Source organism: Thiocapsa sp. (assembly GCF_011390875.1).
Taxonomy (GTDB): domain Bacteria; phylum Pseudomonadota; class Gammaproteobacteria; order Chromatiales; family Chromatiaceae; genus Thiocapsa.
In genome coordinates, this window is sequence record NZ_JAABRP010000115.1 from 1 (window position 1) to 16,202 (window position 16,202).

Below are 16,202 nucleotides of genomic sequence, written 5' to 3' on the forward strand. Positions count from 1 at the left end.
TGACCAACTGACGCACGTTTGCAGGGATGGAGCGACATCTGCGGATGTCGCGCCTGACATGTTTCAACGCTTGACCTGAACTCGCCTCGGGTCGACGCTTCGGTCCGAATTCGGGATCACGCGGGGGATGAGCGAGGCCCCGGCCGAAGGCAACCCTCGAGGTTGCTCGGTCGGGGTAGACGCCGGCCCGGCGATGCTCGCTCGACCGGGCCTTACTGGATTAGGGATGTCCAGCGCCCGGCGGAGGCATCTGCATCGACATGTCGCGCTCGCCGTAGCCCTGCGGGATCTCGAAGATGTCGGCAGGGATGGCCTCCTTGCGAATCACGGTGACCTCGGTCTCGGTCTCCATCGTGGTGCCCATCATCTCCATCTTGGTCTTGGTCAGGATGGGATAGCCCTTGATCTTGCTCATCTCTTCACGCTGGGCGACGCCGGCCGGTGAATTGGCCAGCATGCCGCCGGGGCCGGAGAGGCTCATCATGTCGGTGTAGCGGGTCACGTCGAGGTCCACGTCCTCGGTTGCCCAGATCTCTTGATCCACACCCATCATGCCGGTTTTGGTGACCCGATACTGTTTGGTGTCCCAGTCCCCGATCTTCTTGGTCTCGCCGGTCGCCTCGACCTTTACGGTCATCTCGCCCATCATGGCGCGCATCTGCTCGGCGGCCGGGCCCGACATGCTCTCCATCACGGACTTGACGTCGATCGGGAGATACTCCTTCTCGGCGTGATTGATGAAGACGATGGTGCCGGCCGTCGGATCCATGATCATGTCGGTGGCATCGGGGCCCTCGTTGACTACCTTCATCTTATCGTAGGCCAGGTAGGTCTTGGACAGGTCTTCGCTCGCCGCTTCTCCCATAACACCCGAGCTGCGATTGATCGTCTCGACGTAATAACCCTCGTCGTCCGCGATCGCTGCGGACACCGGCAGCAGTGCCGCCAAAGCGAGGGCGAGCCCGAGACGACGGGTCATGACCGGCTGACGCCCGATGCTCGAGCCTTGCTGATTCATCATGCTTATTCCTCTGCGGTGACTGGATTGTTTTCGATGCGCCGAAACGACGGCGCAGGCGTCCAAACGCGCAAACAGGGTAATCGATGGAGCGCGCGTCCGGATAGGACTATTCGCCCAGATTGCGTCGGTCGAGCACCCGCTTGGCCTTGCCGACGAAGCGCTCGATGCTGCGCGGCTCGACCAGGTCGACATGGGCGCGGATGCCGGCGACCGTGTTGATCTCGCGGCTGATTCGCTCGCAGAGCGCCTGCATGCGGTCCATCCGGTCGGAGAAGAGCTCGGGTCGGATCTCGACCTTGACGTGAACCTCGTCGAGCGTGCCGGGTCGGGAGACCTCGATGAGATAGTGCGGCGTGGTGCCCTCCACACGCAGCAGCGCCTCCTCGATCTGGGAGGGGAAGACGTTGACGCCGCGGATGATCAGCATGTCGTCGGTGCGCCCGGTGACGCGGCTCATGCGCGTCGTACGTCGCCCGCAGGCACAAGGCTCCCGATAGAGGCGCGCGATGTCGCGCGTGCGATAACGGATCAGCGGCATCGCCTCGCGGGTGAGCGTGCTGATCACCAGCTCGCCGGGCTCGCCTTCCGGCACCGGCTCCAGGGTCTCCGGGTCCAGACACTCGACCAGGAAATGATCCTCCTGGATGTGCATCCCGGTGCGCTCGGGGCACTCCCCGCTGACGCCGGGACCGATCACCTCGGAGAGACCGTAATTGTTGAAGGCGGCGATGTCGAGCTGATCCTCGATCTCGCGCCGCATGTCCTCGGTCCAGGGCTCGCCGCCGAAATGGCCGAAGCGGATCGGTAGAGAGCGCGGATCGATCCCCAGCTCGCGCGCCGAATCCGCGATAGTCAGGGCATAGCTCGGGGTACAGATCAGGACCTCGGGATCCAGGTCGCGCATGATCTCGATCTGGCGACGCGTGTTGCCCGCCGCCGCCGGGATGATGGCCGCGCCGACACGCTCGATGCCGTAGTGCAGTCCGAAGCCGCCGGTGAAGAGGCCGTAGCCGAAGGCGACCTGAGCGGTGTGCTCGGGCCTGAGCCCGCCGGCGACCAGGAAGCGCGCGCAGAGATTCGACCAGGTTTCGAGATCACGCGCCGTATAGGCGACGAAGGTGGGCCGCCCGGTCGTCCCGGAGGATCCGTGGATGCGGGCCAGATCCTTGCGCGGTACGGCCAGGAATCCGAGCGGCTGCTGGCGGCGCAGATCGTCCTTGGTGGTCAAGGGGAGACGACGCACGTCGGCGAGCGAGCGGATGCTGTGCGTCCCGATCTCGCGATGGGCGAAGTGATCGCGGTAGAAGGGCACCCGGGCGACCCGCGCCACCAGCTCGCGCAAACGCTCGAGCTGCATCGCCTCGATTCCGTCACGCGGCAGGGTCTCGGCATCCGGATCCCAGATGCGGTGTTCGGCGTGCCGATGGGCCTGATGAGTCTGCGCGGCCATGATCCTCGATCCGTTGATAAGTGTGCCCCGGCGCGGAACCTGCCGAGCCGATAATCGATATTCAAGCCCGAAGCTCGAGCCAGGGGCCGGGCAGGGAGCACGGGTAAACGCGACGTCCGCTGATCTCCGTGCCACCGTCCGGCGGGCCTTGTCTTATATCTGCGGCCATTGCGGCACTTGGCGCCGAGCGCCACAGGGCATGCGCGACACCACGGAGCGGGTGTCACGAGTCGCTAAAGGTTGGTGGCCGGTCTAATGAACGCGGGTGTCCGATGGACTGCGCTGCGCTTGTTCACCCAACCTCATCCCGCAATCGATCGAACATCCTGAACCGCGTCTGCCGCCGCGGCCGCAGATTCACGCAAGCGCGACCCCACTCGACGAGAGTGCATATCCCAAAGGGACGTGGTTCAGCCGGAGACAACGCTCAGCAGCTCATCCCCATCCACCACATGCAGCCCCTTCTCCACCAGAACCTGGATCGCCCGATCGGGATCCTCGAAGCGGAAGATTAGGATCGCCTTGTCGTCGCGCCGCACCGAGAAGGCATACATGTACTCGATGTTCAGTCCGGCACCTTCCAGAACCGCCAGCGCATCGGCGAGGCCGCCCGGCCGATCGAGCACATCGACCGCGACCACCTCGGTCAGGTTGACCACCCATCCGGCGTCCTCCAAGACCTGCTTGGCCTTGTCCCATTCACGGACGATCAGGCGCAGGATGCCGAACTGTGCGGTATCCGCGAGCGAGAGCGTCAGGATATTGATGCCTTCCTTCGCGATCGCCTCCAGAGGCGCACCGAGGCGTCCCGGGCGGTTCTCCAGAAAGAGCGAGAGTTGTTGCAGCTTCATGCTTCGCGTCCCCGTGGTCTTCTGATTACTTGAGTGGTTTGTTCGGCGGCCGAGTCATCCGAGCGGCTCAAGGGACGCGATTCAGCGCCGATCAATCACCCGCTTCGCCTTCCCCTCGCTGCGCGCGATGCTGCGCGGCTCCACCAAACGCAGTCCGACGCGGATGCCGAGGATGTGCTCGATTGCCTTGGCCAGACGCGCACGAACGTCCTCGAGTGCGCGGATCTTGTCGCTGAAGACCTCGGGCGTCACCTCGACCTCGACCGTCATCTGGTCGAGACCCTGATCGCGGGTGAGGATGATCTGGTAGTGCGGGAGCGTGCCCTCGACCGCCAGTAGGGCCGCCTCGACCTGGGACGGGAAGACGTTCACGCCGCGGATGATGAACATGTCGTCCGAGCGCCGCCCGATGCGCCGCATGCGTCGGATGGTGCGCCCGCATTCGCAGGGCTCGCTGATCAGCGAGGTGATGTCGCGTGTCCGGTAGCGGATCATCGGCATTGCCTTCTTGCTCAGGGTGGTGAGCACCAGCTCGCCTTCCTCGCCGTCGGGCAGGGCCTCGCCCGTCTCCGGGTCGATGATCTCGGGATAGAAATGATCCTCGAAGATGTGCAGACCCTCTTGGGCCGAGCATTCGCTCGCCACGCCGGGGCCGATGATCTCGGACAGACCGTAGATGTCGTAGGCCTTGATGCCGGCGGCGGCCTCGATGTGATCGCGCATCCCGTCGGTCCAAGGCTCGGCCCCGAAGATGCCGGCGCGCAAGGGAAGCGCGCGCAGATCTACGCCCAGCTCCGCGGCGCGCTCGATCAGATAGGTGAAATAGCTCGGGGTGCAGCAGAGTGCGGAGACGCCGAAGTCGCGGATCAGCATGATTTGGCGGTCGCTGTTGCCGCCCGAGATGGGGACGACGGTCGCCCCGAGGGCCTCCGCGCCGTAGTGGGCGCCGAGTCCGCCGGTGAAGAGCCCGTAGCCGAAGGCGTTTTGCAGGATGTCGCCGCGGTGCAGCCCGCAACAGGCGAGGGTGCGCGCCATGACTTCGGACCAGACGCCGACGTCCTCGCGGGTGTAGGCGACGACGATCGGCTTGCCGGTGGTGCCGGAAGAGGCATGCAGCCGGACCACGTCGCTCATGGGCGTGGCGAAGAGGCCGAAGGGATAGGTGTCGCGCAGGTCGGCCTTGACCGTGAAGGGGAGCTGCTGGATGTCGTCGAGCCGTTGGATCGAGTCCGGGGTCAGGCCGCGCTCTTCCATCCGTGCGCGAAAGAGCGCGACATTGTCGTAGGCAAGCGACACGACCGCGCGCAGCCGTCGCAGCTGCACCTGTACGAGCGCCGTCTTCGGCAGGAAGTCGGGCGCGCTGGCCGGGTGAAAACCGCCCTCGGCGTCGTTCCAGAGCTCTGTCAGCATCTTGGTCCTCGCTTAAACCGCGCCCGGCGCGGTTTGTGATGTTTTGGGATGGGATCGGCCTGGCAGACTCGACGATTGTTGGAGGTGGCGCGGTTTGAAGTATTAAAAGAAATTTTAAATTCTAAACCGCGTCTCACCGGGATCAAGGATATCTCCGGAGCCAAACGTACAATGAAAACCACGCATTTCGCTCTGGACGCGGTTTAGCGCGGTTTAATGGTGTCGGGCGATCGAGCCCTTGAGCGCGGCCTCGCGACCCAATGCGAAGGCCTGGTCGTTGACCTTGTGGAGCTTCTCGGCCAGATTGGCGTAGATGGCCGCCATCCAGTGCTCTTGGGGGATGTCCAGCACCGTGGAGACGGCGCCGAGCAGGGCGACATTGAGGCTCTTTTTGTTCTTGAGAGCGCCTTCCGGCAGCAGGCCCGGATCGATCAGGACCCCCCCGGTGCGCAGCATCGGGCGATTGATCTCGATCTGGGTCGCTTCCAGGACCAGCAGGACGTCCGCCTCCCCGGCCGGGACCATCGGGCTGAGGACCTGCTCGCCGTAGCGCACGTCGCTGCTCACCGAGCCGCCGCGCTGGCTCATGCCGTGCAGCTCGCTCTTCTTGACATCGAATCCGGCACGAAACGCCGCCTCGGCAAGCATATCGGAGGCCGTGAGGACCCCCTGGCCGCCGAGTCCGGCGATGACGATGTTCTTCACCTTCTCCATCAGTGTCTCTCCGATCTGAATTCAGTCCGCGATATCTGCGGAGCAGGTCTGCCCACGCGCCGACTCGGCCGCGGCCTTGTCGTAGAAGCGGATCTTGGGTGCGGCCAGGACGCAGGGCTGGCGGGTGATCAGGAGCGAGGTCTCGGGTTTGGCGAGCAGCTCGGCGATGACGTCCTTCAGCGAGACGCTCTTGTCCGTCGTCTCCACGACCTGCACGTTCTGCACGCCCATGGCGCGCGCGATGCCCTCGAAGCTGAGCTTGTTGGTCGTGGAGTGATCGAGCAGGCGTCCGGTCCCCGGATGCTCCTGAAGGCCGGTCATCGCGGTCGTGCCGTTGTCGAGGATCATCACCAGATGGCCCGTCGCCGGCGGGTTGTAGACCATTTCGGCGATCCCGGTGAGGCCGGAATGCACGAAGGTCGAGTCCCCGATCACGCTGACCACGCGTCGCGCCTGATCCTCGGGCAGCACATGGCGCAGACCCAAGCCGACGCCGATGCTCGCGCCCATGCAGACGCAGGTATCCATCGCCGAGAAGGGCGGAAGGACGCCGAGGGTGTAGCAGCCGATGTCCCCGGAGACGATACAGCCGAGCTCCCCGAGCGCTTGGAACACCTCGCGGTGGGCGCAGCCCTGACAGAGCTCGGGCGGCTTGCCCTTGGGCGGGACGGGCTCCGGGCTGGTGTCCCCGACCAGGATGCGGCGCACGCGTGCGACATCCAGCTCGCCGAAGCGATACATCTCGGGTTTGCCTTCGGCCGCGATGCCGGCGGCGCGAAGCGCGTCGACCAAGACGGGATCGCCCTCATCGATGACGAGGAGACGCTCCACCCCTTCGGCGAAGGCGCGGATGCGCTCCATCGGCAGCGGATAGGTCATGCCCAGGGTCAGATGGCTTGCCTCCGGGGCCGCCTCGCGTGCATGCACGGCACAGATCCCGGTCGAAATGACCCCGAGCTCGGCGTTGCCGACATCCAGCCGGATCGGGCCCTCGGCCTCGTTCCAGGCGGCGATCTCGGCGAGCTTGGCGCGCAGGCGATGATGTGCCGGCTTGGCGTAGGCGGGGATCATGACGCGCGTCGGGATCTTGCGCTCGAAGGACGGATCGGCCAAATCCGAGACCGGCGCACGCGGCTCCACGATGGTCTTGGAATGACAGACCCGCGTGGTGATCCGCAGCAGGACCGGGATCTTCCAGCGCTCGGAGATCTCGAACGCCAAAAAAGTGAAATCGTAAGCCTGCTGAGAATCGATGGGCTCAAGGGTCGGAATGGCCGCAGCGCGTGAGTAATGCCGGTTGTCCTGCTCGTTCTGGCTGGAGGCCATCCCGGGGTCGTCGGCGGAGACGATCACCAGGCCGCCCTCGACATCGGTATAGGTCGCGGTAAAGAGCGGATCGGCCGCGACGTTCAGCCCGACATGCTTCATGGTCACCAGGGTTCGCGCCCCGGCGAAGGCGACTCCGAGTGCGACCTCCAGCGCTACCTTCTCGTTCGGCGACCACTGTGCGCGCCCGCCGAGGCGGTCGAAGGTCTCCAGGATCTCGGTCGAGGGTGTGCCGGGATAGCCGGTCCCGAGGCGCACCCCCGCATGAAGGGCGGCCAGGGCCACCGCGTCGTCACCGCTCAGTAATTGCCGTTCTGCCGTCGTCATCGTCGACTTACTCTCTGTCAGGCCGTCACGAATCCCACATTATCCGCATCATTGTTGCCCTGCAGCAAGCCGAGTGGGTCAATTGCCGTGTCGGTGGCATGGTTAGGCCCTTTCGGGTTGGCCGTTTCGAGCTCGCTGGCCGTCAGGCCAGCGGAAGAGGACGACTGCAAGTCGTCGATCCAGGGGGCTTCGCGACCGGCTTGGCCGGGTCATCGAACGCGGGTCACAATAGGCTCGGCCGCTCCGGAACGCCCGGACGTGGGTCTTCATTTCAATCGATCGGGAGCTGCGCGATGCACAAGTGCCCCTTCATGTCGTTTCCATTGATTCTTGCTGCAACTGCCGGTCTTGCGCAGGAAGGCGTTCAGGATGCCGACCTCGCCGAGGCGAAGGCGCTGGTGGAGCGCTTTGGGACGACGCTGCAAAAAGAGCTGAAGGCGGCGATGACGGATGGAGGCCCTCAGAATGCGGTGAAGGTTTGCCGGGAGCGTGCCCCCGCGATTGCGGCCGAGATCTCCGAGGAATCCGGCTGGACGGTCGGCCGCACGAGTTTGAAACTCCGCAATGCCGAATTGAACGCGCCCGACGCGTGGGAGCGCGCGGTGTTGGTGCAGTTCGACGAGCGCAAGGTGGCCGGCGAGGATGTCGCGACCATGACGGTTGCCGAGGTCGTCGAATCCGACGAGGGCAATCGCTTGCGTGTCATGAAGGCGATTCCGACCGTTCAGCTCTGTCTTTCGTGCCACGGCAAGATCGTGAATGCCAACGTGGGCGTGGCCCTCGCGGAGAACTATCCCGAGGATCAGGCGCGAGGCTACGAGGTGGGCGACGTTCGCGGTGCATTCACGCTTTCCACACTGCGCTGATCTTTAGGGGCGAATTGATTCGCCTCGACACGTCCGCAGATCCTTTTCCGAAACCGACCTAAGCCGCGCCGGCTCCGACAGTTGTCGGAGCCGGCGCGGTCAAGTCAATCCAACACACGACGTATATCGCAACGGGCGCGGTTTAACCGCGACGCGCCAACAGGGTCCGCCCGTCGTCGGCCTTCAGGATCAAGGCGCCGGTAGGATCCACTTCGAAGGCTCTGATCCGAGCAAGCAAATCGAAGACGTTGCGCTCCTGATCCATCAGGGCGGGCGCGCAGGCCATCATGGTGGTTGCCGAGAGTGCGAGTGTCAGCGTCTCGCCGGTCAGGGTGTATTCGCCCTGATAGGTATTGCAGGAGGCCCGACCCCAAAGACGTCCGTCGGCGCCGAAGTTCAGCGTCACGCGGGAACGATCGATGATGCCGCCTCCGCCGATGTCCTCGACGACCCATTCGGGTCCCTGCAGCAGCGCGGCCGGGTCACCGCCGCAGCCAGCGAGTTTGCGATCGTCAAGCTGGATCTCGACCGTCGCGGGATGCGGCATGCCGCTCATGGTGTCCACACAAGGCCGGTCGAAGATGCTGACGACGAGGTCGCCGTCTTCGATCAGATTGCGATAGCGGCGCCCGTCCTCGAGCAGCTCCTGCTCGGTCAGCGCGACATTGATCCGGGTCTCCCCCATGTCCGTGTTCAGCTCGACCCGCTTGTCGGTGAGCTCGAGGCTCCAAAAAGGCTCGTTGCCGGTGGCGCGAAAGGGTGCCGTCGTGGTCTCGACCGGGATACATTCCGGATAGGCCGTGCCCGCGATCTCGAGCATCCCGCGATCCCCCTTGCCCCAGAAGGATGTGGTCGGATCCGCGAGTGCGACATAGCGGGCGCCCGAGCCCGAGACCGCTTGTCTCAGATCAAAGGTCCGATCGCCGACCTGAAGGCGCATGCGATCCTCCAGAAACCCGACACGGATTCGCTGGTCTCCGCAGACGAGCTCGCTCGCGAAGGGGATCGGCTCGTAGGGGCTCATCATGATGGTCCCGAGATCGAGCGACTCGACCGAAGGATCGAGCGGGACCTCGTCCGTGATCCAGGCCGCCAGACCGCCGGACAGGACCGCGCCGCGGACTGAATAGGACTGGTCCGGGATCAGCGCGGCCCGCTCGACGACGAGTGCGAACGGGATCGGGACCTGGCGGCCATCCAGAGCGATTCTCTGTTCGGCGACCAAGCGCCCGCCCGGCACGGTCGGGTCGCTGAGCTCGACGATTGCCAGGGCGTCCGGCGGCAGGGCGATGCGCGCCCTGTAGCTCAGTGCCCCGGTGATGTGCAGGCTCGATGTTTCATCCCCGCCTTCGGGCGCCCCGGCGAAGACGGCCTGTGCGCCGACGATGAAGGCCAGGCATGGCACGAGGAACATGAGCGTAGTGCGACGGATCAGCGACATCGGGCGGTCTCCTGGGCGATGGAATCGGAGCTCGGCCGGCCGATCGGCGCTTGACGCGAGTCTCGGTTCGGATGGATTGTTCCGAGCGATGCGGTCGTGCAGCGATCACTGCACCGTCTGCAGGGCGATTCTGCCCTTGATTCCCCGAACGTTCCAGGGCGAGACGCCCGGTCGGCAATTGAGCGTAAACCGCGCCCGTTGCGGTATGCGTCATCTGTTGGAGTGGCTTGGCCGCGCCAGCTCCGACGGCTGCAGGAGCTGGCGCGGTTCAGCCCGCTCCCGCGAACGACCCGGTGGGCCTCGGTCACGCCGATTCACCATCCACCCGAGAATCACACCCCGATCATGTCCAGCGAGCCGAGCACCGACGCGTCATCCTTCTCGCCCGATCTCGATGCGATCTACGAGGAGCTTCAGCTGTTTCGCGCCGGATTTTCGACGCTCGCGATGGCGACCCGCGGTCCGGACGGCGAACCCGAGGCGAGCTACGCGCCCTATCTGGAGGTGGACGGCGACCTCTACGTCTTCGTGAGTGCGCTTTCGACGCACACCGCCAACCTGATCGAAACGGGCCGGGTCAGCGTGCTCTTCATCGAGGACGAGGCGGCGGCCGCGCACCCGTTCGTGCGTCGACGGCTCACCTTCCAATGCCGGGTCGATGAGATCGCGCGCGACAGAGATGGGTACGAGGGCGTCCTTGACCTGTTCGAGACCCGCTTCGGCGGACTGGTCAAGACCTTGCGCACCTTGGCGGACTTTCATCTCCTGCGATTGCATCCGGAGCGCGGGCGCTATGTGAAAGGCTTCGGCAAGGCGTTCGCCATCGACGACGTCGAGCTTGCCCGCATCCGGTATATCCGCGAGAGCGGTCGTCGCGTTGTTCCGGGAGGCGATTCCGCAGTCTGAAGGCCATCGCGCTCCGCGCGATAGCGGCTCCGTCGTTCAGCCCCGAGTACCGCGGATGGCCCAAGCCACGTCCGCCGCTTGGCGGTTGCCGGCGACATCATGTACCCGAAAGACCTTCACGCCGGCCAGGACGCCGATGGTCGTGGTTGCGCAGGTTGCGGGCATGAGTGCGGTAAGGTCGGGCTCCCGACAAATGGTGCTCAGGAAGCGCTTGCGGCTTGTCCCGAGCAGAACGGCCGGCCCGAGACGGACCAGTTCGTCCAAACCGCCCATGAGCGTGAGGTTGTGCTCGAGCGTTTTGCCGAACCCGATGCCCGGGTCGGTCAGGATCTTGTCCGTCATCACCCCTGCGGCCAATGCCGCGTCAATACGCTCGGCGAGAAAGTCACGAACCTCTGCAACCACATCGGCGTAGCGCGGATCCTGCTGCATCGCCTCGGGCGTCCCTTGACGATGCATCAAGACGATCGGCACGGCTCGTTCAGCCGCCAAGGCGAGCATGGCCGGATCGTCGCGTCCGGCGGAGGTGTCGTTGATCCAGTCGGCACCGGCGTCGAGCGCGGCCTCGGCTACCCGAGCGGAGGTGGTGTCGATACTGATCGCCGTGCTTCTGGGTACGCATTCGCGCAGGCGCAGGATCACCGGAATCACCCGGCGCTCTTGCTCCGGGGCGGGAACCGGCTGCGAGCCGGGGCGGGTGGACTCCCCGCCGATGTCGATGATGTCGGCGCCCTCGTCGATCATCGCGAGGGCATGTTCCACGGCAACGGCGGTTTCCGAATAACGGCCGCCGTCGGAGAAACTGTCGGGCGTCACGTTGAGGATGCCCATGATGAGGGGCGGCGTGTCGTGGCCCGACGGCGTGCTGTTCATCTGCCTGACTCCGGTCGATTGGTTTTGACCTTGCGCGGGGGATGCGTGCATGATCCCGACGCGTTGCGCGGCCGTTGAGCATTGTGCGTGGATCTCCCCCCGAAGGATAACGCGGACTCGGCCTTACGCATCTATCGGGATCTCGGGCTGGGATCGGAACGAAGCCCGCGTCGAGGAGCAAACGGAAAGGGTATCGAAATGAGCAGTCTCAGGCTTGGTTTGATCAGCGCCATCGCGAGCGTCGCGTTGGTCACGGGTTGTGCGACGGGTGGGCAGTCGGGCAACTTGCCGACCGTGACGAACCCATCCGAAGCCGCAAACATCACGCTCTATCGAGACGGATCGCTGGCCGGCTGGTTCGCTACCATGCGTGTCGTGCTCGACGGCCAAGAGATCTATCGCATCGGGCGCAACGAGGCGTTTTCTCTCACGTTGGATCCGGGACAGTACCTGCTGACCCATACGCTCGGTTTCAACGAGTGCCGCCGCGTCATCTGGGCCGAGCCGAGACAAAATCAGCGGATACGGTTGTCGCCCACATGTACTTAAACCGCGTCCCCTTGGCCACGGTCCTGGGTTGAGCGGGGTTCACTGTGTTGGATTCCACGAGGACTGTGAGGGACGCGGTTTTAAGGAAAATCATACGAACCATTCGGGCGGCATTCGTCGGATCTGCGTGAGTCGGCCGCGTCCGCCGCAAGCCCTGCCTAGCCGTATCGGACCTTAATCCGACTGACCGAAAGCGCACGCCGGCAATCGTCGCGAAGCGGCGATACCCCGGGATCGACGACTTGCAGTCCTCTTCTTCCGCCGCCGCACTGACGGACGACCGGGAGCTGAAGATCACTTTTTCTTCGGCTTACAGACCGTGAAGCCCTGATCTTTACCCTTATCCTTTGCCTCAACATATCCGCTGGGGCATTCTTCGCCTTTATTGACCTTGCAGTTTTGGCTCTTGCCGGCTTGTTTACAATCGGGTTCGACGATTTCAGGGGGGGTAACGGGTACGACGGGCACGACAGGTTCGACAGGTTCGACAGGTTCGACAGGTTCGACGGGTACGGCGGGTACGGCGGGTACGACATTCTCGCTTTTTGGTCCGCACCTTTCACTATCCCGACAAGACGCCGGCATATACCGCGTTTCGATATCCGGGCTATAACAACACCAATCGATCGCGCCGCCACGCTCCGTAGCAGCCAGGACAACGCTTTTGCCGCTGAGTTGCGGAATGACAGTATTGAACGTCACCCAGATGTCGCCGCGCTCTTCCTCAACGTCATCTTTATTAATGGTGACCTCCTTGACATGCCGGCTATTTATCTGCTCGGGCTCGGGCAGTCCCGCCTCGGCATTGTTTAAGGGCAAGCTCTTGTTGCTGTAGGCGGACACCACCGCGATCTTGGCCGCCGACGCGAAGCCGATCCCCTCGCTGACCTTGCTGCGAACGGTATAGTCCTGATATGCCGGCAGTGCGATGGCGGCGAGGATACCGATCACGGCGACGACGATCATGACCTCGATCAGGGTGAATCCCCGGATCGGCGTCTTGTTGCTCTTCCGATTGATTCCGTGCATGTCTTGCAGCCTCCTCGTGAAAGGCGAGCATTGTTGATCCGTTCGTCGTTGATCCGTTCGTCCAAAATTGGTTCGATGCGGCTTGCGGGATCGTCGCGTCGAGCCCGAGTTCGCTGGCCGGCAGGCCGGCGGAAGAGGACGACTGCAAGTCGTCGATCCCGGGGTGTCGCCGCTTCGCGACGTTGGAGCGCCCCTCGGCGCCTCGGGTCGGTCACGACACCCCATCATATTGCAGCAAGAATATGACCAAGGTCTCAGTCGCATGCCGGTTCGGTGTGCAGACCGCGAGATTCGAGGGGGCGGGTCTGGGGCGAGTGTGTTGCCCTCGTTCTTCGGATGGACCGAAGGTGATGGAAAACGACGTTTTTCGGCCGGTAGCGTCGCACGCACGTCGGCGCTCGAGAAGACTCAGTGCGGGTTCTTTTCGATGACCGATGCCTCGAAGGCGAATGTCGCCGAGTGCACGTAGTCGTCGCCGGCGCGGCTGACGAAGATGGCGCCGATGCCGAACGATTCGGCCAGGCTCAGACCGCCGGCGTCGCTTCTGGCCGGTGGGGTGAACCAGACCCGGCTGTTCCGAGATTAGGGAGCGAGCCGGCGGGGGACGATCACGTCTCCAGGCACGGCCGTGGAGCGATACCCTGGTCGCGTCCCTGGACCTCCGAAACCGACGGATCCGTGTCCTGTTCGACGACAAAGATCTCGCGACGGAACAGCAGAGGCATGAGCAGATAGGTCGAGGCGATGGCGATGCCGGCGATCGTTAGGTTGTCGATATACATGGCGATGAGAAGCGATTCAGGCGCGAGTGATATTGCTTCAGTACTTTAGCAAACACTAACGCACTGTCAATGCGCCGCTTGTTGGCACCGAGCTTGTGGGCTAGATTCACTGAACCAATTCAGAAAATAGATAAATGTCATGGACGACGGGAGTAGTGACTCATGGCCGATCCCATCGCCCCGCCTCCTCCTGAATCCGTGCCGTCGTCCTCGGCGGACGCGTCGCTGCCGGTCGGCCTCGCCGGTCGTATTGCCCGTACCTTCATCAATACGCCGGTCACGCCGATGCTGTTGTTCGGCGCGCTTTTCCTCGGAATTCTGGGTTTGCTGTTTACGCCGCGACAGGAGGATCCGCAGATCTCGGTCCCGATGATCGACATCTTCGTGCAGTATCCGGGCGCTTCCGCGCAGCAAGTCGAGCGTCTCGTGACCGATCCGCTTGAACGGATCATGAAGGAGATCAAGGGCGTTCGGCACGTCTACTCGGCCACCCAGCGCGGGGCGGCGATCGTGACCGTGCGCTTCGAGGTCGGCGAAGAGATGGGCGCCTCGATCGTCAAGGTCCACGACAAGCTCCAGTCGAACATGGATCGCATGCCTCCGGACGTGCAGATGCCGTTGGTCAAGCCTGTCGGTGTGGACGATGTACCGGTCGTCGCAATGACGCTCTGGTCCGAGGATGTCGAGGATCATCAGCTACGCAAACTGGGTCTCGACCTCCTCCAAGCGGTCGGCTCGCTGCCCGATGTCGGCAAGGGCTTCGTGGTTGGCGGGCGAGAGGATCAGATTCGCGTCGAGGTCCTGATGGAGCGCCTCGCGGGGCACGGGATTACGCTCGATCGCATCGCCAACACCATTCGTACTGCCAACTCCGAGCAGACCACGGGTGTGAGCGAATCCGGCGACACCGCCTTCAACGTCTATTCGGGCTCCTTTCTGCGCAATGCGGAGGATGTCGGTCGGCTGGTGATCGGTAATCGCGGCGATTATCCGCTCTATCTGCGCGATATCGCCACGGTCGAGCATGTCCCGCAGGACACTAAACAGATCGTCAACCATTTCACGGGACCGTCCTACACGGGCGAACATCGCGCCGACGGGGCTCAAGCCGTGACGGTGGCGATCGCCAAGAAGCAGGGGACCAACGGAGTGACGGTCGCGCGCCAGATCCTCGGCAAGGTCGAGGAGCTGAAGACGACTCTCATCCCCTCGAACGTCCATGTCGAGGTCACCCGCGACTACGGTAAAAGCGCCAACGACAAGGTCAACGAGCTACTGCAGGCGATGTTCGAGGCGGCCGTGATCGTGGCCATCCTCTGTCTGATCGGGCTGGGTGCGCGGGCGGCCTTCGTGGTCATCACGGTGATCCCGGTCGTGATCCTGCTCACCATCTGGTGGGCCTGGATGGTCGACTACACCATCGACCGGGTCAGTCTCTTCGCGCTCATCTTTGCGATCGGGATTTTGGTCGACGATGCGACGGTGGTGGTGGAGAACATCTTTCGCCATTGGCTCGAAAGCGGCAAAACGACCATCGAGACGGCGGTGCGGGCAGTCGACGAGGTGGGAAATCCGACCATCCTCGCCACCTTCACCATCATCGCCGCCTTGCTCCCGATGGGCTGGGTCAGCGGTCTGATGGGGCCTTACATGCGACCGATTCCGGTGCTCGGCTCATCGGCGATGTTCTTCTCGCTGGTGGCCGCCTTCGTCTTCACGCCTTGGTTCGCGTTGCGGGTTCGTCCGCGGCTGGCGGCGCTGGAAAAGGCGGAGCGACGCGAAGAGCAGACGCGCCGCTGGGTCAGCGCCGTCTATCGACCCTTGGTGATGCCGCTGATCCGCAACCGCACGGTCGGCATCGCCTTCCTGGTCGGAACCATCCTCACCACGGCGGGTGTCTGCGTGCTCTTCTACACCCAGACCGTCCCGGTAAAGATGCTGCCCTTCGACAACAAGCCCGAGTTCAGCGTCGTCGTGAACATGCCCGAGGGGACGGCGCTTCCGGTCACCGCGAACGTCGTGCACCGACTCGCCGAGAAGGTGCGCACCATGCCCGAGGTGACCGCCGTCCAGACCTATGTCGGTACGGCACAGCCCTTCAATTTCAACGGCATGGTGCGTCACTACTATTTGCGCGAGCGTCCCTGGGAGGGTGATCTCCTGGTCATGCTCAAGGACAAGAACGAGCGCGCGCTCGGCAGCCATGCCCTGGCGGTGGCCGCGCGCGAGATGCTGACCCCGCTGGCGCATGAGCTGGGTGCGCGGATCGCGGTGGTGGAGATGCCCCCCGGCCCGCCGGTGCTGCAGACGGTCGTAGCGGAGGTCTACGGACCCGATGCCGAGAAGGCGGTGCGGATGGGGATCTCGGTCGACGCCGTCAATCGCAACCTCGCCATGGCGATGGGCGGCTTCAAGCTCGGCGACGTCAAGCGCGGCGTCGTCCAGGAGCCGACCTTTATCGTCCTGCAGATCCCGCTCGCAAGCCGTGCCGAGATCGGGAGTCTGGCCAGCCTGCCGATCCAGTCCGAGATGGGCGGACAGGTGCCGCTCGGCGAGCTAGGCCGCTTCGTCCAGCAGCAGGAGGATCCGGTCATCTACCACAAGGATCTGCGGCCGATGGAATACGTGGTCGGCGAGATGCAGGGCCGCCTGGGTGC

The 16,202-nt window shown here is 64.0% G+C and carries 14 protein-coding genes; 4 read left to right on the plus strand and 10 right to left on the minus strand.

What is annotated here, in order from left to right:
• Window positions 1-220: 220 nt before the first annotated feature.
• The 6 genes from GPT33_RS10860 to GPT33_RS10885 all read right to left on the minus strand — a co-directional run bounded on the left by GPT33_RS10860 (window position 221) and on the right by GPT33_RS10885 (window position 7,099).
• Window positions 221-1,021, minus strand: a complete 801-nt coding sequence (locus GPT33_RS10860) for a DUF4412 domain-containing protein (protein ID WP_296808625.1) — start codon at window positions 1,019-1,021, stop codon at window positions 221-223.
• A 106-nt stretch (window positions 1,022-1,127) separates the two neighbouring features.
• Complete coding sequence (locus tag GPT33_RS10865; protein ID WP_296808627.1) at window positions 1,128-2,471, minus strand: phenylacetate--CoA ligase; 1,344 nt, start codon at window positions 2,469-2,471, stop codon at window positions 1,128-1,130.
• Window positions 2,472-2,881: 410 nt separating this feature from the next.
• Window positions 2,882-3,322: an ACT domain-containing protein gene (locus GPT33_RS10870; protein WP_296808630.1), complete on the minus strand. Its 441-nt coding sequence runs from the start codon at window positions 3,320-3,322 to the stop codon at window positions 2,882-2,884.
• Between the two features lie 81 nt (window positions 3,323-3,403).
• Window positions 3,404-4,732, minus strand: coding sequence for a phenylacetate--CoA ligase (locus GPT33_RS10875; protein ID WP_296808633.1), 1,329 nt, complete (start codon window positions 4,730-4,732; stop codon window positions 3,404-3,406).
• A gap of 213 nt (window positions 4,733-4,945) precedes the next feature.
• Complete coding sequence (locus GPT33_RS10880; RefSeq protein WP_296808635.1) at window positions 4,946-5,446, minus strand: indolepyruvate oxidoreductase subunit beta; 501 nt, start codon at window positions 5,444-5,446, stop codon at window positions 4,946-4,948.
• Between the two features lie 21 nt (window positions 5,447-5,467).
• Window positions 5,468-7,099, minus strand: coding sequence for a thiamine pyrophosphate-dependent enzyme (locus tag GPT33_RS10885; RefSeq protein WP_296808637.1), 1,632 nt, complete (start codon window positions 7,097-7,099; stop codon window positions 5,468-5,470).
• 293 nt (window positions 7,100-7,392) lie between these two features.
• On the opposite strand from GPT33_RS10885, the gene GPT33_RS10890 reads away from it, so the two are divergent.
• Window positions 7,393-7,965, plus strand: a complete 573-nt coding sequence (locus GPT33_RS10890; protein WP_296808640.1) for a DUF3365 domain-containing protein — start codon at window positions 7,393-7,395, stop codon at window positions 7,963-7,965.
• Between the two features lie 142 nt (window positions 7,966-8,107).
• Here GPT33_RS10890 and GPT33_RS10895 read toward each other — a convergent pair whose 3' ends face one another.
• Entirely contained in the window at window positions 8,108-9,406 is a 1,299-nt protein-coding gene (locus GPT33_RS10895) for an META domain-containing protein (protein ID WP_296808642.1), read from the minus strand.
• 345 nt (window positions 9,407-9,751) lie between these two features.
• Here GPT33_RS10895 and GPT33_RS10900 point away from each other — a divergent pair, with 345 nt between their 5' ends.
• A complete protein-coding gene (locus GPT33_RS10900; protein WP_296808644.1) occupies window positions 9,752-10,312 on the plus strand; it encodes a pyridoxamine 5'-phosphate oxidase family protein in 561 nt (186 codons plus the stop codon).
• A 36-nt stretch (window positions 10,313-10,348) separates the two neighbouring features.
• Here GPT33_RS10900 and folP read toward each other — a convergent pair whose 3' ends face one another.
• On the minus strand, window positions 10,349-11,185 hold the full coding sequence (folP, locus tag GPT33_RS10905) for a dihydropteroate synthase (RefSeq protein ID WP_296808647.1): 837 nt from the start codon (window positions 11,183-11,185) through the stop codon (window positions 10,349-10,351).
• Window positions 11,186-11,383: 198 nt separating this feature from the next.
• Between folP and GPT33_RS10910 the strand changes: the two genes are divergently transcribed.
• Entirely contained in the window at window positions 11,384-11,734 is a 351-nt protein-coding gene (locus GPT33_RS10910) for a hypothetical protein (protein ID WP_296808649.1), read from the plus strand.
• A 294-nt stretch (window positions 11,735-12,028) separates the two neighbouring features.
• On the opposite strand, the gene GPT33_RS10915 is transcribed toward GPT33_RS10910, so the two are convergent.
• Both GPT33_RS10915 and GPT33_RS10920 read right to left on the minus strand, forming a co-directional pair.
• Entirely contained in the window at window positions 12,029-12,763 is a 735-nt protein-coding gene (locus GPT33_RS10915; protein ID WP_296808651.1) for a pilin, read from the minus strand.
• A gap of 608 nt (window positions 12,764-13,371) precedes the next feature.
• A complete protein-coding gene (locus GPT33_RS10920; RefSeq protein ID WP_296808653.1) occupies window positions 13,372-13,545 on the minus strand; it encodes a hypothetical protein in 174 nt (57 codons plus the stop codon).
• A 162-nt stretch (window positions 13,546-13,707) separates the two neighbouring features.
• Here GPT33_RS10920 and GPT33_RS10925 point away from each other — a divergent pair.
• The coding region (locus GPT33_RS10925) for an efflux RND transporter permease subunit (protein ID WP_296808655.1) at window positions 13,708-16,202 on the plus strand (2,495 nt) is incomplete at its 3' end.